Genomic DNA, 14,207 nt, shown 5'->3' with positions numbered 1-14,207 from the left:
CTGCCAACCCCGTCTTCACGTCTTTCTTACGATGCCGCGAACAAATCTTACCGATTTGTATGGGAACGACATGCCGTCTCAAAACTTTATATGCATAACCGCTAAAGGAGGACGAAACTATGAAGACCCTTTTGATTGCATCCCTGATGGCCGTTGCTTCGGCCACCGCAATGATCGCCCCGGCCAGTGCCGCGAGCATTATCCTCAGCCCCGACGGAGCCTATGTCGACCAGAACAATTACGACAACGGTGACCAGTATTACCACCGGCATCGCCATCACTACGATGACAACGCCCAATATGACGACAACGCCCAGTATGGCGGCTACGACAACGGCTATCGCCGCCACCACCGCCACAATTGCCGTATCGAGCAGGTCGTGCACTGGCGCCACCACCACCGCGTGGTCGAAGAAGTCCGCGTCTGCGGCTGAGCCGGGGTGGGAAGGCGGTCTGGCTGGCGCAAACCGGCTGGGCCGCTTTTCGGCCTGGTAAAGGGCGTTGTTCTCCACGCAGCCGGCAGCGCCTCAAAACTCCAATATGTCGGCCTGCGTGCGAGCGACGAAAGACTGGCCGAAACCCATGCCTTTGGGTTGCATCCTCACTCGTCATATGGATCAATGAGCCTGCCGGTGGCGACATCGCGGCGCTCACGCCGAATGACGGTTGCACGAAGCTCCAGTCCCAATGCACTGCGATCAAGCCGGATGGACTCGGCAAGTGACAGGCCATCGGCAAGTTCGATATGGCCGAAGCGCCCTGTACGGACGATCTTTCCCTTTGCCGCCTCCGACAGATCGAACAGCTGAACTTTCCAGGTTGAATCGTCACCCCAGATGCAGCCGGCGACGAAACCGGTGGTCAGCGATAGCCATGGGCCGATCGTCCATCCATAGGAATAGGCGTTGTCCTCCGGCACGGTGAACGTCTCGGCCCTGTCTTCAAACCGCCAGTCCACCCTCTCCTCGCCGCTCGCCCTGTCCGTCCGTGTCACCTTGCGATAGCGCGGCACGTAAAGTTCGACGGGACAGAAGCCGTCGGAGGCCGGCTCTTCGCCACCAATATCCCTGCAATCCGGCAGGCTCATCACGCGAGTGGCCGTATAGTCGCTGGAATAGAGCGCATACCAGGCGCCATCCAGTTCGAACGGCTCGAAGGTCTCCTCGCCAAAGCTCGGATAATTGCGAGCGTAAGCGCCAATCTGGGTGTCGCCCTCGAAGATGTTGACGGTCGCCTGCCCCCAAAAACCTACCGGCTCGGCTCCTCGACCGCCACCGCCCGAAACCGCCTCGCACCCAAACTCGCTTTCATGGCCGATCCATACACGCGCCGGTGCGTGCTTTCCAGGGCAGGCGTGGGCCTCAGCTCCTGTGGCCGTGAGGTTCCGGAGACCATCTCTTTCGAAAGCTGAGGAAACAGGGTGGCGCACCACCCGCATAGGTTACGGACCAAACGGTTGGAAGGGCCAGGCACGGCCGTCAATACCACGGATTACAAGGCATGACCGGCCTGTTCTCCTGCAGTTTTGCAGTCTGGAATAGTAGCGATCACGAAAATGTTACACAAATGCAACAGTCGCATCGATTTTGGATCAAGCAATCTTCTTTAGGTTTCCTTTAGCCAGGATTTTGCTAGGCAGGCACCCGTAACGGGGAGCTTGCCTTTATGATGAAATTTCTACTTGCCACCGCATGCGTTCTTTCTCTCGCCTCTGCTGCATCCGCGGCTGATGTTGTTATCGAGTCGGGCGCGGCGGCGTATAATTGGTCTGGCGTCTATGTCGGCGGAAACATAGGCTGGTCACAGCTGAAGAGCGATTGGCACGATGTCGACGACGATTGGGGTGGCGACACCTACGGCGCAGGGTCCGACGGCCTGCTCGTCGGCGCAGTCATCGGCTACAATCAGCAGTTGGCCAACAACATCGTGCTCGGCATCGAAGCCGACCTGGCCTACACGTCGAACAAGCGCAGCTTCGATGCACCGGATTCCGGGGATGTGAGCCTTGAGAACAACATGGATATGTTCGGCACCGTGCGCGCGCGCGCCGGCTATGCGTTCGATCGGTTCATGCCTTACATCACCGGCGGTCTCGCTGTGGCCCACTTCAAGCACCAGTGGACCGAGGATGGCGATCCGACGGACAGCTGGCCGGATTTCGGCGGCACCAAGGCTGGCTGGACCATCGGTGCGGGCGCCGAATACGCGCTCAACGACCAGTGGACAGTCAAGGCGGAATATCTTTACGCCGATTTCGGCGACGTGACGTCGATGAACGAAGACGGATACCGCATGAAGGTCGACCGCTCCGTCAACACGGTGCGCTTCGGCATGAACTACAAGTTCTAAGCCTTCGGCGGCATCGCCGCCAACGGAAGCCCGCTGCCGAAAGGTGGCGGGCTTTTTTCATGGCCGGGAACAAGACGGCCCCTTGACCAACCACATCGTCCCAAGGCCAGCACCGCATACCGGTCAACACGAATGATGTAATTTCACCGAACGAGAGGGGTGGGCCGATATGTTAGCCGAAGTTGAGAAGCGCGCGGCAGCCAATCGCAAGCGCTCCGAAACTATGAAAGCGAAGGCTGCGGCAAGAAGAACGGAGCGACTGGCTCGACCGCCTGTTGATCTCGATGAAGCGTGGCGCCGACACGCCGACCAATGTCCATATCCACCCTTCTCCAAGGCAGCCTCGGCATGGTTTCGAGAGAACAGCAGCTTCGAGTTTGATGGAACGTCGTGGCGTCGCGAGCAAACATTCCAAGACACGAATTCCGGCAAAGGCAGGCGCGTGCGCAGTATTGTCTAGTATGGTCAGGACGGGCGCGTTGAAACCACTTATGACGAAGGCCCGAACCGGCGCAACGACCCAGCTCGCAACTGGGGCCTGCCAGACTAGAAAGCGGTCTCTGCGCGGCCAAACACAGGGTTGCCCCCTCACCCCACCTTCCTCCCCAGCATCATCCCGTAGTGCACAGCCAGAAGATCCAGCCCGACTTTCAGCAGCTTCGTCATCACATCCCTGCCCTCGCCGGTCTGTTCGGCCAGGCTTTTGATCGAACCGCCGGCGCAGCAGACGGCTTGCACCACGGTGGCCACCTCCCAGTGGGCGAGCGCTCTGGTGGCGGCGGCGTGGGCGCGGCCGGCGTCGAGCACGCTGTCGGCGATGCCGCCGCCCTGGCGGCCACCGTCGACGCGTTCCGACCAGCGCATCGGCTTCACGCTCGCCTGCTGGCTGCACTGGAAATCCCCGCGGTAGCGCTGGCCGGCTTCCCGCTGCTGGCATGACAGCGAGGTGATGCCCATGAGCGGGTCGACATTGCGCACCCGCACGATGCCGCCGGTGGCGGTGTGGCCGTCATTCGACACCTCGTAGACACGCCGCGCTTCCTGCGTGCCGGCGACCAGGCGCTTGCGGCCATGGGCGTCGTCCCTCAGCGCGAAATCATGGCCGATCTCGCGGCGTATGCGCACCTGCTCGGCCTCTCCCTTCGGCAGCTTTGGTGCCGGCGGCTTGGAGGCTTTGGCGGTTTTCTTGCTCATGGGTGGCTCCTGGGTTGGGATTGATTTGTTGGGAGGCTGGCGATCCTTCGCGCCCCCCTCTGCCCTACCGGGCATCTCCCCCACGAGGGGGGAGATTTGCGCGTCGGCCTCAGCGCCTTTCTAGCGGCGATGACAATTGGCGAAGGCCGCGAGGAAATCCGATCTCCCCCCGTGTGGGGGATAAGGAGAGGTCCGCGCAGCGGACGGAAAGCCAATTGCTTGGCTTTCCGAACGACGAACGCCCGAAGCGACAGCGAAGGGCCGGACCGGCAGGCCAGAGGGGGGCGCTGTCCCGCCAGCCTATCGACGGGATCGTCACACCTTGCCCAGCTTCACCCCCGCCGCGCGTCTCGCCAGCAACTCGCGTATCGTCCGGCGCTCGCGCACCTCGATGCAGAGCTGCGCGCTGGAGGGGCAGAACTGGGCGTTGCCGGCTTTCACCTCGCCGCGCATGAAGCGCTGGATGGCTGATTGCAAATCGGCAAGATCGGCATCCTGCACCGAGGCCAGGTAGCCGCGCATCTGCATCTCCACGTCAGCGAGCGCGGATTGCGGGAAGCATGAGAACATCGCGGCCAGCGCCTTCGTCGCCTGCTGCAATTCGGCTGCGGTCATGGGTCAGGATCTCCTCGATGATGGTGTTGGCGGCGTCCGTGTGGGTTTTCGGCTGATGCCAGCCGGGCGGTTTCTTGGGTCTGGGCTGGGAGTTTGACGAACCCCAAAAACGCTGCGCGTTTTCAGGGGGGCGGTGCTCAGCAAAAGCCGGAGACTTTTTGCCGGAAAAATGCTCCGCATTTTCGCTGGATGAGCCCGAAAAACGCTGCGCGTTTTCGGGGAGTTGGCTCCGCGAAAAACGCTTTGCGTTTTCGCTGGGGTTTTCGCTGAAAACTTTTTCCTTCTGGTTTCTGGACTCTGGAAGATGCTCTGGCAAACGGCTGTCGTTTGCCAGCCCAGACTCCCGTGTTTTCAAGACCTTGGCGGCACCGCCCAGCGCTCCGGCGGCGGCCCTCGCCTCGCTTTTCACCAGGCTTTTGCGCAGCTCCTTCGTCAGCCGCTTGTGGCTGATCTCGCCACTGGCGCGCTCGAAGAAGGTCAGGAGATCGGCGCTGATCGCCCGCCATTTCTTCACGGACATGCGCACCACGCGCGACAGCTTCACGTCGTCGTCGGGCAGCGTGCCGCCGGCGTTCCACATCGCCATCAGCATCAGCATGTAGGCGCCGATCTGTTCGGTGGAGAGTTGCAAGGTGTCGCCGACGAAATCGGAGACATAGAGCTGCATGAAGGGCCGCTCGCTCATCGCAGCGCCTCCCGCGCCGCACCGACGGGATTCAAGCGTTGGCTGATGGAACCACCGCCGCATTTCGACGTTGTGTCGCGTCGAAGGCATGAGCCTGATGCCCGCGAGGGATTGGCGGACAGGTTTGTGCATGAATTCAAGATGTTGGAGCGTGTCCCGCGTGCCCGTCGGCGCGCGCGCCGCGCCATGAGAGGAGGCTTCCCACGATGACGACATTCCATCCGGTTACGCTGCGATTCTGCGACAACAAGACCATGCTGGTCGGCTCCGTGGCCGAGGCTGCCACGGCACTCGGCCAGCAATGGCCGGACAAGACCAAGCTGAGCTACCAGGCCGCCGCGCGGCTCGTGGCGCTTGCCGTCGACGGTACCTGCAGCCAGCGCCCGGCTTTCGATGCGCTGACCAGGGCCGCGAGCGAACAGGGCCTGCTGATCAGGAAACCAAGGTCGCGTGCCAATGAATGGCTCGACGCTGTCAGCCCCTGAGACGGGCAACCCGACCGGCAAACCGGCTGAAAATGTGATGCAACCACCCGGCCCCGTCGCGCGTTGACCGGCGTGAGGGTTTGCATAACAACAAGGGAGAAGAATGCTTTGGGTACGATGAAAACCAGCCTTACGGTCAGGGTTTGCCTGGACGGGCAGACCGAAGACATCGAAAACGTCAATCATGCCGCCGATTTCCTGCAGCGCTGGCCGATCGAGCGCCGCGGCCATGTCTACCGCACCGCGCTCAACGCCTGCAGCGCGGCAATAGCCGCGCAGATCTCGGCGTCCGATGCCATGAAGGCCTTCGCCGGCTTTGCCAGGGTCAGCGGCATTCTGGTACCGAGTGGCGAAGCCATGGTGCTGGAGCCGCGGACGGTGCAGATCCGCATGCCCAAGCAGGGCCGCCATATGCTGAAATAGGCGTCTTGCGCCGCGCTCCATGGGCCGTGTCTTTCAAGTCAGCCGGTTGGGCAAAGCCTGGCCGGCGGTTTTGTTTTTAGGGGCAGAAGATGAGGCAGCGTCGGCGAGTTTCTCCCTTCTCCCCGTCACTATACGGGGAGAAGGTGCCGGCAGGCGGATGAGGGGCGGCGCCGAGGTGGCCAGTTCAATCGGAAGGCGCGTCCGGCGTTGCCGCTCTCATTTCGAACCGTCAGCGCTGCCCCTCACCCTTACCCTCTCCCCGTATAGGGACGGGGAGAGGGGGACGTCATCGTTGGCGCCTCCCGGCAGAAGTCCAAAGCCATCACCCCAGCCCCGCGCGCTCATTGGCCAGCAGCGTGCGGCGGTGGTCGTGGAAGCGGGCCTGGTGGTAGGCGCAATAGCTTTTGAGCGCCTTGGTGCGCAGGCCGCAGCACAGCATTTCCGGTCCGGGCCGGGCGCCCGTATCTTCGTTTTCCGGGTCTTCCCGCGGCGTCAGGTCCAGCGGCGCGCGGCAGCGGGAAAACAGGCAATCGATGAAGCGCATGGCGGCGACCTGCGGCGGGCGTCCGGGGGTGACGGGGCGCGGCGCCGGCACTTTCAGGCGAAAGGCCTCGCCCTCCGGCACCAGCCCGGTCTCGCGCAGGAACAGGCGGGGCGGAAGCCACGCTGGCGGTGGCAGTTTGTGGTGCCGGGCAGGCTTCGACGTACCAGGCGCGCCCTGCCCGGCTTCGCTTTGCTCCGGCTGCGGCCCATTTTGCCTGGCTCGCCCGCCTTGCCTGGCCCGCTTGCTTTGCGTAGCCCGCTTGCTTTGCATAGCGCGCTTGCCAACGCTGCCCGCAAATCCGTCCTGCATCGCCGCTGCCGCCAGCTTGCGTGGCCGCCCGCCCGCCCTGCCGCCCTTGGGGTTGGCAAAGCCGATGCCGCGCAGCGCATTGTTGCGGTGGACGATGCCGATGATGGCGTTGCGCGACACGGCACTGCCGCGCAAGGCGCTGAAGCGCGTGGCGATCTTCGAGGCGGAAAGCCCGTCCTTCAGCCAGGCGGCGATCTCGTTCAGTTCGGTATCGGTATAGGCGCTCACGGTCTTGATCCTTGTTTCGCGCAGCCTCCGGCCGCGCCGAAAAGACGCTGGGGAGGCCCATGTCGGGAATTCAGCCGGCGTCAGGGCCGGCGGTTGTCAGCTTTGTCTGGTCCAGCCGCTCGCTTAGGTCGGCCCGCCGCCCATTCAGGTCGGCGTGTCGCCGGCATTCGGGTACGCCAGCCGAAACGCGGCCTCGGCCTGCACCACCGTGGCGGCGGAAACCGCCCTGCCCGTCAGCCGGTCAAACAGGATGACCGTTCCGTCCTGCGTGCGGATGCAAGACCTGCCCGGGTGTACGCGCGAAGCGCGCCAGGCGGCGCGGTCGCGGCGGAAAAGGGGGCCGGAGCCGAGGGGAGCGTCGGCTCCGGCCGTTCCGGTCGCCGATAAAGGGCGAACCGGACCCGAGGCTGCCGCATGGCGTACGGACCCGGTTTGCGGGTGGCGGCATGCATTGGAGGGAGCCTCGGGCTTCGCCCCGGCCGGGGAGGAGGACGGCCGGGACGGAAGGGAATGGGGTCGGGTTCTGCTGTTCATGCGGCATCTCCCATCAGGTCGATCATCGCACCGTCCGGCGCGCTGCTCTGGGACACGGCACCCTGGAGAGCCGGCCCAAAAATGTCGGGGCGCAGCGCATGGCGCGACACACCGGTGAACCGCTCGACCTCCAGCACGCGGCGCGCCGGCACGTCCTGCCATTGCAGCACGGCGGACGGTGTCACCTGCAACAGCCGGGCAAGCGCGCTGGCGCTGCCGGCCCGCTGCAGGGCGAGGTCGAGTGCGGACAAAGGGCGATGCGTCTTGTGCATGATCAAATATAAGCATAACTCAAAAACTGATGCAAGCGATTCTTTCATAGACGAGAACCACTTTCATCGCTCACATGGCGCCATGGCGAAAACGGAACTGTCGATCAAGGTCGGGGCGGCGATCCGCAAGGCGCGCAAGCAGCGCGGCATGGTGATGCGCCATATCGCCGAGCACAACGACACCGATGTCGCCGCCGTCGGCAACTGGGAAACCGGGCGCAATTTGCCCAAGACCGAGAACCTGTTGAAGACCGCTGCCTTCCTGCGCGTCGACCCGGTGGCGCTCGGCAAGGGCGAGGTCGTCTTCCTCGAGGATGCCGGCACTGTCGCCGACGCGGAGATCGTCACCGATGCCGCACCCCTGCCCTCAGGCTCGATGGACATCGAGGTCCTGGGTGCGGCGGTCGGCGGCGACGACGGCGACTTCACCTTCAACGGCGAGCCGGCCGGCTACGTCCAGCGCCCGCCGGGTGTGCGCAACCTGCCAAAAGTCTTCGCGCTGCACGTGCTCTCGGATTCCATGGTGCCGCGCTACGAGCCCGGCGACCTGATCTATTGCGGCGGCCGTGACGCCGTGCCCGGCGACCATGTGGTGATCGAGACGTTTCCGGAAGAAAACGAGCGCAACGGCAAGGCCTTCATCAAGAAGCTGGTCAAGCGCACCGCCGCCGAACTGGTGGTCGAGCAGTACAATCCACCGAAGACCCTGACCTTCAACCGCTACGCGATAAAGCACGTCTGGCGCGTCATCCCGCTCAAGGAACTGCTGGGATATTGAGGAGCGCCTTGCCGCCTTCCCGTTGTAAATTTTTCGCAAAAACTTTACAACGGCTTGAATTCCGCCACCTCGACAGCTACAGTTGTACATAATTTGCAAAAACTTTACAACCGAGCTTCGAATGAAAGAAGTCGATATCGTCTACAGGACCATGTTCGCCGAGCTTGATCAGCGAACCTTCGACGCGGCCTTCGCATCGGATTTCTCCAGCGACGGACTTTTCGTGAAGCAGAAGTCCAAGAACCAGGAGTTCTGGTATTTTCAGACCAATGTCGACGGAAAGCCCGTCAGGAAATATGTCGGCCCCAGTTCCAGCAAGGAGATAGACGACCGGGTCAAAACGTTCAAAGAGCTGAAGAACGACCTGAAGAGCCGCCGCAAACTGGTGTCGACCCTCGTCAGGAATGCTTACCTGCCCGCCCCCGAACGATTCACCGGCGATGTCGTGGCGGCGCTCTCAAATGCCGGCCTGTTCAGGCTCAGGGGCGTCCTGGTCGGGACGGTCGCCTACCAGTGCTACCCCGGCCTTCTCGGAATTCGCCTGCCGTCAACCGCCATGCAGACGGGCGACGCCGATTTCGCGCAGTTCCATTCGATTTCCGCCGCCATCGAAGACAGTCTTCCGCCGATACTGGACGTGCTCAAGGCGATCGACCCGACCTTCCGCGATATTCCACACCAATCGGACGGCAAGTTCAGTACCCAGTTCGAGAATGCCGGGAAATTCAGGGTCGAGTTCCTGACCCCGAACACGGGGAGCGAAGAATATTCGGGGCGCGCGGCAAAAATGCCGGCGCTGGGCGGGGCCGCCGCTCAGCCCCTCGGATTCCTCGACTTCCTCATTCAGGATCCGGTGCGCACCGTCATGCTGCACAAAAGCGGCGTCCCCGTCACGGTCCCCGCAGCCGAGCGCTATGCGGTCCACAAGCTGATCGTCAGTTCGCGGCGACGCAACGATGCTCCGGGCTACACGAAGCGCGCGAAAGATATCCTGCAGGCTGCTTCCCTTGTCGAAGCCCTGGTTCAAACACGCCGCCATGGCGACCTCGCCATGGCCTTCGCCGAAGCCTGGAACCGAGGCCCTTCGTGGCGCGAAGGGATTTCCACAGGCCTGTCCTATATCGAGGACAACAAGCGCGGTCTTGTGGAGGACGGACTTCGAAAAGGCTTGCTTGAGATCGATGAAGATTCCAGGGACTTCAGCCTGGCCTCCTGAAGACCAGTCCCGGCCAACACTTCAAACGTTCGAAGCCCGCAAGGACAGGCAACTGGCTTTGCGTCGTCACACGGATCACTTCTCACGCCCTTTTGCCTCGCTCCAGCGGCACCTCGCGGCTATTCAGCATGCGCGCCTCGGCGAGCGTGCGTTGCCGGTCGTCGACGAACGCCGCCTGGATCGACACCGTCCCGCCCGGCAGGCCGTCGGCGCGGCAGGCCGAGCAGATGATACGACCTGAAAGGGCCGACAGCGGCGTCTGCCTAGTCACGCCGAAGCGCTTGAGCTGATCAGGCTTCCACCACCTGTTGCGGCCGCAATCGACGCATTCGACGGCGATCGACACGACATCGGCGATCGTTGGTTCCCTCCCCGGCAATGCCATCGCCCCTCCCTTATGTTCCTGATTTGTTCACATAATCGTGTGTTTCGGCGCGAGAGTCGAGTCGCGCCGCTCAAACTTTTACAAGAGTATCGCTTGTGCAATTTTTGAGTTTTGCTTATATTCTTTGGGCGAGCACGAGTCACCCGCGATGCTCCGCGCCGCCGGCCTCCGGCACATGGACGCATGAGGGACAGATGATGCAGGCCACCGCCGGTCATGGCCGGATCGCCACGCTGCTTTTCCAGTCATCGTGGCACACAAGGGCAGTCGCGCATCCACTGTCGCCGGGCCGCACCGGCCATGAACCGGCGCGCGCGCCGGAACTGCCGCGATGAGCTCCGGCTTCGCCCACGCCTGCGGCTACAGTGGCGACAGCCCTGCCCTGATCGAGGCCTTTGAGGCGATCCGCCAGTGCGGCATTCGCCAGGCGAGGCAGGAGCACCATCGGCGCAAAGCTATCATCGACCAGCTGAAACTCGGCGAAGACATGTTCCTGGCGGCCATCGGCCCGGCGCTGTCGGCTGAAGAAGCCATCGAGGACGCCACCCGCTTCATCGCCTTCTGGCTGGCTATGCCGTGCTGGCGCCAGGAACGGCGCCTCCCCGATCTCATGAGAGCCAGACAGCAGCTTCTGGTGGCGCGTTTCTTCCGCCGCCACGGTCACAGGATCTGGCAGCGCGAGGCAGCCTGAACATCTGGCGGCGCCGCCATATCATGATACGACAAGCGGTCTCGCCGGGTCGTTCACAAGTTCAGGAGAAAGATATCCAAGTCATTCTGAAAGCACAGGCCGCACGGATCATCTTCGGCGATCGACAACCAACTTGGGTCTGAATTGAACCATTTGGGGTCCACTTGCGTTGACTTGAAAAGGAAACGCGCCCAGTGCCCCCTTCTACCCCACGATTGGCCACACCCCGATTCGAATGTCTGCCGGATACCGACCGGACATGGATGGTCTGGGACAATGAAACCGGCGCGCCTGCGACGCTCGGCGGCTGCGAGCTTCGTGGACGGCAGAAGGAAAGGGCCGAAGTCGCCTGCGGCATCCTCACCCGCATTTTCACGAATCGCATGGATGCAAAGGCCGTCAGGAGCGATACGCGACGTCCCGACCGCAACGGGGCGGAAGCAGACCGGACAGATTGAGGCCCCGGCGGCCCCGATTGCCAAGTATGTGGCTCCATGACCTTCCGGATCTGACGGCTCGCGATTATAGGCGGGTATATGGACCGCAAAACCTACATATCGAGCCTCTTCACCGGCGCTGACCAGCGGCGAAACTTCCAGACCCTGGACACGGTCTTCCCGGTCGCGCGCATGTCGGCGTCATCGACGCCCTTTGTCTTTCCGCGCGGGCCGGCGATCACCCTTCCGGCCACCTACACCCACGAAGGCGTCGACCGTTCCATCGAAGCGCTGCTCGACGAGACCGAGACCATGGCATTGCTGGTGGTCAGGGACGGATCGATCGTCTTCGAACGCTATGCGGACTGGGGTGGGGCGCAAGCCCGCTGGAAATCGATGTCCGTCGCCAAGAGCGTCATTTCCGCCGCACTCGGCATCGCCTGGGGCGAAGGCCTGATCCCGTCGTTCGAGGCGTCGGTCTCATCCATCCTGCCCGAGCTCGCCGGCTCGGCCTATGACGGCGTCAGCATCAAGAATGTGTTGCAGATGTCGTCGGGCGCGGGATGGAACGAGGACTACAGCGATCCGAACTCCGACATCAACCGCTTCGCCGCCATCACCGCCAATGGCGGCTCGTTCAACGCATTTCCGGCGACACTGAAGAGAGCCCGCGAGCCCGGCACGTTCAACCTCTACAACAGCACGGACACGCAGGTGCTCGGCATGCTGCTGACACGGCTGACCGGCCGCCCCATCCACGACTATGTCCGAGAAAAACTCTGGCATCCGCTCGGCATGGAGACGGAAGGGTTCTGGCTGCTCGACGACCACGGCATGGAGATGGCCTATGCCGGCCTCAACGCCACGGCGCGCGACTATGCCAAGGTCGGCGAGCTTTTCCGCAACCAGGGCCAGTGGCACGGAAGGCAGATCGTGCCGGCGCGATGGGTCGAGGCATCGGTCACGCCCGACGCGCCGCACCTCATGCCCGGCGATACCGGCTTGTCGGATTCGCTGTTCGGCTATGGCTATCAGTGGTGGGTGCCGGCGGGCGGTGACGGCGCATTCGCCGCGATCGGCGTCTACAACCAGTTCATCTACGTCAACCCCTCCAAGGGCGTGGTCATCGTCAAGCTGTCGGCCAGCCGGCGCTACGGGCTGACCAACGATGAGACGTCCTATCGCGAGTATGAGACGGTCGACATGCTCGCCGCCATCGCCACGGCTGCATAGAACAGGCGCATAGACCTGGCCGGATTGACGCGCCCCCGCATCATTCGCGTCGGGGCGGCGGCGTGTCGGCGGGCTTGGGGTTGTCGATGCTGCTCTCGTTCACCTGAAAGGCCTTGCCCTCGACCTTTTCCGATCTGGTCCCGTCACCGGATTTCTGCAGGGGCGGCTCCGCCGGCAGCACCTTCCTCGGCCCTTTGTCGTTCACCGAGTTTTCATTGATCTGGAACGCGATGCCCTCGACCTTTTCAGGGTGAAGTTCTTCGCCGGTCCTGGGGTTGATTTCTTTCGCCACTGGAAATCTCCATGTTCCGCCGCATCGAACGCGCGCCGGCCGAGGGTGAACGTCCGCCTTCGCGGTGGGTTCCCAAACGCGCTACGAACATCGGCCGGAACCATTTGCCGTCGGCCGCCGTTCTGCCGATGATGAAGGTTCGAGCGATGATGAAAAAGACATTGACCCTTGTGATTGCCGCCCAGGCCGCTGCCGCCCTTGCCTTGCTGCTGGTGGCGACCTTTGAACTGACGCCGGGACCGGCCGTCGCCGCGCAAACGGCGACCGCCGAAAAGACGCCGGTCCGGCAGACCTCCGCCGACGATTGCAGCAAGGCGACATGGCCAAACATCCCGCAACATTGCCTGGACAACAGTTCCGGCGCCGGCCGCACGGTTTCGGCCGTGGTTGTCATTCCCGACAACTAGACCTGGCAAACCAGGCCCCGCAGGCAAGTCAGGCGCGGACTGTGAGATTTATTCCCCACCGATAGCGCAGGCCACTCACCGAACAGGTCCGCGATTGACCCGCGAGCAGCAGAAGTCCCAACTTACAAAATCGTATGGCAGTCCGCCGAGAAACCCCAAGACAGGCTCTTGCCGCCCGCGTTAGACTGGGCTGATTTGGCGCCGCGGCGGTGGCCTGATCTCCACATATCAGGGAAGTTGCAAATATGAACCGAACGCTTACCGGGCTTGCCGTCATCCTCGGCATCCTCCTCATCATTCTGGGCATCGTCTACTGGACGGTTCCCGCCGGCTCGCTGCCCGGCTTCATCCCCGGCGCCGAAGCCGGATCGACGGTCGTTCACTTCAAGCATGGGCTGGGATCGGTCATCGTCGGGCTGGCGCTGTTCGCCTTCGCCTGGTTCCAGAGTGGCCCCAAGCAGGGCTGATCGAGACTTCGATCATGCGGTCGCATGCCCGCGCCTCCATAAGGGGCGCGGGACAGGTTTTTAGTACGTCCCCTATGGCGAAGCAGCCCCACCGTCCTGCGCCGCCTCGCGATCATGCTCGAACTGCTCGGCCCATTGCAGGTTGAGGAGCCAGGGCTCGCGCCGACCGATCCACAATTCATAGGCCGGAATAAGGTCGCTTGGCGCCTCGTCGAGGCAGCCGAGCATGATCTCGGCCTCGTCCGCGCGCAGCGATGCCACTCGCGAGCCGCAGGTCACGCAAAAACTCCTGCCGGCGAATGTACCGAGTTGCCCGGTGCCCTCATAGGCTGACCGGAGCCACACGCCGAAGAAGTTGAAGGCGCTGCCGCTGGTGCGCCGGCAATCCTGGCAATGGCAGACGCCAATCCGCAAGGGCAGACCGTTCAGACGAAAGCGCGCGGCGCCGCAAAGGCATCCGCCGGTTCGAACGTCGCTCATGGCGCCTCCACATGTCTGGCCGGTTTCCGGTTCTCGTCGGGGTTTGGCGTGGGCATCTCGTCGGGAAGCAGGTCGGGGCCGGACTCGCGCACATCCGGCGTCCATGTCGGCGCGTCAGCCGGTGGTTCGTCGTTCGGATCTGGCCTCGGCGTGTTCGCAATGCTGAATTTCATCAGGCTCATG

General features: G+C 63.0%; 21 protein-coding genes. 11 read left to right on the top strand and 10 right to left on the bottom strand.

The genetic code is table 11. The features are described 5' to 3' along the window. Nucleotides 1-119 precede the first annotated feature (119 nt). On the top strand, nucleotides 120-434 hold the full coding sequence (locus tag ABVQ20_RS00700; protein WP_354457583.1) for a hypothetical protein: 315 nt from the start codon (nucleotides 120-122) through the stop codon (nucleotides 432-434). A gap of 167 nt (nucleotides 435-601) precedes the next feature. Here the strand turns inward: ABVQ20_RS00700 and ABVQ20_RS00695 are convergent, their stop codons facing one another. Then, nucleotides 602-1,438, bottom strand: coding sequence for a hypothetical protein (locus ABVQ20_RS00695; RefSeq protein ID WP_354457582.1), 837 nt, complete (start codon nucleotides 1,436-1,438; stop codon nucleotides 602-604). Nucleotides 1,439-1,665: 227 nt separating this feature from the next. On the opposite strand from ABVQ20_RS00695, the gene ABVQ20_RS00690 reads away from it, so the two are divergent. Further along, on the top strand, nucleotides 1,666-2,349 hold the full coding sequence (locus ABVQ20_RS00690) for an outer membrane protein (RefSeq protein ID WP_354457581.1): 684 nt from the start codon (nucleotides 1,666-1,668) through the stop codon (nucleotides 2,347-2,349). A 588-nt stretch (nucleotides 2,350-2,937) separates the two neighbouring features. Here ABVQ20_RS00690 and ABVQ20_RS00685 read toward each other — a convergent pair. The 3 genes from ABVQ20_RS00685 to ABVQ20_RS00675 form a co-directional block, all read right to left on the bottom strand. After that, nucleotides 2,938-3,543: a DUF6456 domain-containing protein gene (locus ABVQ20_RS00685; protein WP_354457580.1), complete on the bottom strand. Its 606-nt coding sequence runs from the start codon at nucleotides 3,541-3,543 to the stop codon at nucleotides 2,938-2,940. Between the two features lie 315 nt (nucleotides 3,544-3,858). Further along, a complete protein-coding gene (locus tag ABVQ20_RS00680; RefSeq protein ID WP_354457579.1) occupies nucleotides 3,859-4,158 on the bottom strand; it encodes a hypothetical protein in 300 nt (99 codons plus the stop codon). Further along, a complete protein-coding gene (locus tag ABVQ20_RS00675) occupies nucleotides 4,079-4,843 on the bottom strand; it encodes a YdaU family protein (RefSeq protein WP_354457578.1) in 765 nt (254 codons plus the stop codon). The genes ABVQ20_RS00680 and ABVQ20_RS00675 overlap by 80 nt, the downstream gene beginning before the upstream one ends. A 206-nt stretch (nucleotides 4,844-5,049) precedes the next feature. Here ABVQ20_RS00675 and ABVQ20_RS00670 point away from each other — a divergent pair, with 206 nt between their 5' ends. Both ABVQ20_RS00670 and ABVQ20_RS00665 read left to right on the top strand, forming a co-directional pair. Next, nucleotides 5,050-5,328 carry a DUF982 domain-containing protein gene (locus tag ABVQ20_RS00670; RefSeq protein WP_354457577.1) on the top strand — a complete coding sequence of 93 codons (279 nt, stop codon included), beginning with the start codon at nucleotides 5,050-5,052 and terminating at the stop codon, nucleotides 5,326-5,328. A gap of 117 nt (nucleotides 5,329-5,445) precedes the next feature. Further along, on the top strand, nucleotides 5,446-5,751 hold the full coding sequence (locus ABVQ20_RS00665) for a DUF982 domain-containing protein (protein WP_354457576.1): 306 nt from the start codon (nucleotides 5,446-5,448) through the stop codon (nucleotides 5,749-5,751). 322 nt (nucleotides 5,752-6,073) lie between these two features. On the opposite strand, the gene ABVQ20_RS00660 is transcribed toward ABVQ20_RS00665, so the two are convergent. Together ABVQ20_RS00660 and ABVQ20_RS00655 are read right to left on the bottom strand one after the other, a co-directional pair. Further along, a complete protein-coding gene (locus ABVQ20_RS00660; protein ID WP_354457575.1) occupies nucleotides 6,074-6,832 on the bottom strand; it encodes a GcrA cell cycle regulator in 759 nt (252 codons plus the stop codon). Nucleotides 6,833-7,362: 530 nt separating this feature from the next. Further along, a complete protein-coding gene (locus ABVQ20_RS00655; protein ID WP_354457574.1) occupies nucleotides 7,363-7,617 on the bottom strand; it encodes a transcriptional regulator in 255 nt (84 codons plus the stop codon). 103 nt (nucleotides 7,618-7,720) lie between these two features. Here ABVQ20_RS00655 and ABVQ20_RS00650 point away from each other — a divergent pair, with 103 nt between their 5' ends. Both ABVQ20_RS00650 and ABVQ20_RS00645 read left to right on the top strand, forming a co-directional pair. Then, nucleotides 7,721-8,416 (top strand): XRE family transcriptional regulator, encoded by a 696-nt coding sequence (locus ABVQ20_RS00650; RefSeq protein ID WP_354457573.1) that lies wholly within the window; start codon nucleotides 7,721-7,723, stop codon nucleotides 8,414-8,416. 121 nt (nucleotides 8,417-8,537) lie between these two features. Then, a complete protein-coding gene (locus ABVQ20_RS00645; RefSeq protein ID WP_354457572.1) occupies nucleotides 8,538-9,632 on the top strand; it encodes a nucleotidyltransferase family protein in 1,095 nt (364 codons plus the stop codon). 82 nt (nucleotides 9,633-9,714) lie between these two features. Here ABVQ20_RS00645 and ABVQ20_RS00640 read toward each other — a convergent pair whose 3' ends face one another. Then, nucleotides 9,715-10,017 carry a hypothetical protein gene (locus ABVQ20_RS00640; RefSeq protein ID WP_354457571.1) on the bottom strand — a complete coding sequence of 101 codons (303 nt, stop codon included), beginning with the start codon at nucleotides 10,015-10,017 and terminating at the stop codon, nucleotides 9,715-9,717. A 194-nt stretch (nucleotides 10,018-10,211) separates the two neighbouring features. Between ABVQ20_RS00640 and ABVQ20_RS00635 the strand changes: the two genes are divergently transcribed. The 3 genes from ABVQ20_RS00635 to ABVQ20_RS00625 all read left to right on the top strand — a co-directional run bounded on the left by ABVQ20_RS00635 (nucleotide 10,212) and on the right by ABVQ20_RS00625 (nucleotide 12,378). Further along, nucleotides 10,212-10,352 (top strand): hypothetical protein, encoded by a 141-nt coding sequence (locus ABVQ20_RS00635; RefSeq protein ID WP_354457570.1) that lies wholly within the window; start codon nucleotides 10,212-10,214, stop codon nucleotides 10,350-10,352. Further along, nucleotides 10,349-10,708 carry a hypothetical protein gene (locus ABVQ20_RS00630; protein WP_354457569.1) on the top strand — a complete coding sequence of 120 codons (360 nt, stop codon included), beginning with the start codon at nucleotides 10,349-10,351 and terminating at the stop codon, nucleotides 10,706-10,708. The genes ABVQ20_RS00635 and ABVQ20_RS00630 overlap by 4 nt, the downstream gene beginning before the upstream one ends. Nucleotides 10,709-11,244: 536 nt before the next feature. Next, entirely contained in the window at nucleotides 11,245-12,378 is a 1,134-nt protein-coding gene (locus ABVQ20_RS00625; RefSeq protein ID WP_354457568.1) for a serine hydrolase domain-containing protein, read from the top strand. A gap of 40 nt (nucleotides 12,379-12,418) precedes the next feature. Here the strand turns inward: ABVQ20_RS00625 and ABVQ20_RS00620 are convergent, their stop codons facing one another. Continuing rightward, nucleotides 12,419-12,670, bottom strand: coding sequence for a hypothetical protein (locus tag ABVQ20_RS00620; RefSeq protein ID WP_354457567.1), 252 nt, complete (start codon nucleotides 12,668-12,670; stop codon nucleotides 12,419-12,421). 11 nt (nucleotides 12,671-12,681) lie between these two features. Between ABVQ20_RS00620 and ABVQ20_RS00615 the strand changes: the two genes are divergently transcribed. Both ABVQ20_RS00615 and ABVQ20_RS00610 read left to right on the top strand, forming a co-directional pair. Continuing rightward, entirely contained in the window at nucleotides 12,682-13,077 is a 396-nt protein-coding gene (locus tag ABVQ20_RS00615) for a hypothetical protein (protein ID WP_354457566.1), read from the top strand. Between the two features lie 245 nt (nucleotides 13,078-13,322). After that, nucleotides 13,323-13,544: a hypothetical protein gene (locus tag ABVQ20_RS00610; protein WP_354457565.1), complete on the top strand. Its 222-nt coding sequence runs from the start codon at nucleotides 13,323-13,325 to the stop codon at nucleotides 13,542-13,544. 72 nt (nucleotides 13,545-13,616) lie between these two features. Here ABVQ20_RS00610 and ABVQ20_RS00605 read toward each other — a convergent pair whose 3' ends face one another. Next, nucleotides 13,617-14,024, bottom strand: a complete 408-nt coding sequence (locus ABVQ20_RS00605) for a GFA family protein (protein WP_354457564.1) — start codon at nucleotides 14,022-14,024, stop codon at nucleotides 13,617-13,619. Next, complete coding sequence (locus ABVQ20_RS00600; protein WP_354457563.1) at nucleotides 14,021-14,206, bottom strand: hypothetical protein; 186 nt, start codon at nucleotides 14,204-14,206, stop codon at nucleotides 14,021-14,023. The genes ABVQ20_RS00605 and ABVQ20_RS00600 overlap by 4 nt, the downstream gene beginning before the upstream one ends. Nucleotide 14,207: the final 1 nt, after the last annotated feature.

This window comes from Mesorhizobium shangrilense, from assembly GCF_040537815.1.
GTDB classification, from domain to species: Bacteria; Pseudomonadota; Alphaproteobacteria; order Rhizobiales; family Rhizobiaceae; genus Mesorhizobium; species Mesorhizobium shangrilense.
Note: the sequence above shows the minus strand (reverse complement) of the source record. Positions and strands in the feature narration are given on the sequence as shown.

Coding starts and splice junctions, on each gene's coding strand:
- ABVQ20_RS00700 (WP_354457583.1), top strand. CDS start 120: ATGAAGACCCTTTTGATTGCATCCCTGATGGCCGTTGCTTCGGCCACC.
- ABVQ20_RS00695 (WP_354457582.1), bottom strand. CDS start 1,438: ATGCGGGTGGTGCGCCACCCTGTTTCCTCAGCTTTCGAAAGAGATGGT.
- ABVQ20_RS00690 (WP_354457581.1), top strand. CDS start 1,666: ATGATGAAATTTCTACTTGCCACCGCATGCGTTCTTTCTCTCGCCTCT.
- ABVQ20_RS00685 (WP_354457580.1), bottom strand. CDS start 3,543: ATGAGCAAGAAAACCGCCAAAGCCTCCAAGCCGCCGGCACCAAAGCTG.
- ABVQ20_RS00680 (WP_354457579.1), bottom strand. CDS start 4,158: ATGACCGCAGCCGAATTGCAGCAGGCGACGAAGGCGCTGGCCGCGATG.
- ABVQ20_RS00675 (WP_354457578.1), bottom strand. CDS start 4,843: ATGAGCGAGCGGCCCTTCATGCAGCTCTATGTCTCCGATTTCGTCGGC.
- ABVQ20_RS00670 (WP_354457577.1), top strand. CDS start 5,050: ATGACGACATTCCATCCGGTTACGCTGCGATTCTGCGACAACAAGACC.
- ABVQ20_RS00665 (WP_354457576.1), top strand. CDS start 5,446: ATGAAAACCAGCCTTACGGTCAGGGTTTGCCTGGACGGGCAGACCGAA.
- ABVQ20_RS00650 (WP_354457573.1), top strand. CDS start 7,721: ATGGCGAAAACGGAACTGTCGATCAAGGTCGGGGCGGCGATCCGCAAG.
- ABVQ20_RS00645 (WP_354457572.1), top strand. CDS start 8,538: ATGAAAGAAGTCGATATCGTCTACAGGACCATGTTCGCCGAGCTTGAT.
- ABVQ20_RS00640 (WP_354457571.1), bottom strand. CDS start 10,017: ATGGCATTGCCGGGGAGGGAACCAACGATCGCCGATGTCGTGTCGATC.
- ABVQ20_RS00635 (WP_354457570.1), top strand. CDS start 10,212: ATGATGCAGGCCACCGCCGGTCATGGCCGGATCGCCACGCTGCTTTTC.
- ABVQ20_RS00630 (WP_354457569.1), top strand. CDS start 10,349: ATGAGCTCCGGCTTCGCCCACGCCTGCGGCTACAGTGGCGACAGCCCT.
- ABVQ20_RS00625 (WP_354457568.1), top strand. CDS start 11,245: ATGGACCGCAAAACCTACATATCGAGCCTCTTCACCGGCGCTGACCAG.
- ABVQ20_RS00615 (WP_354457566.1), top strand. CDS start 12,682: ATGTTCCGCCGCATCGAACGCGCGCCGGCCGAGGGTGAACGTCCGCCT.
- ABVQ20_RS00610 (WP_354457565.1), top strand. CDS start 13,323: ATGAACCGAACGCTTACCGGGCTTGCCGTCATCCTCGGCATCCTCCTC.
- ABVQ20_RS00605 (WP_354457564.1), bottom strand. CDS start 14,024: ATGAGCGACGTTCGAACCGGCGGATGCCTTTGCGGCGCCGCGCGCTTT.
- ABVQ20_RS00600 (WP_354457563.1), bottom strand. CDS start 14,206: ATGAGCCTGATGAAATTCAGCATTGCGAACACGCCGAGGCCAGATCCG.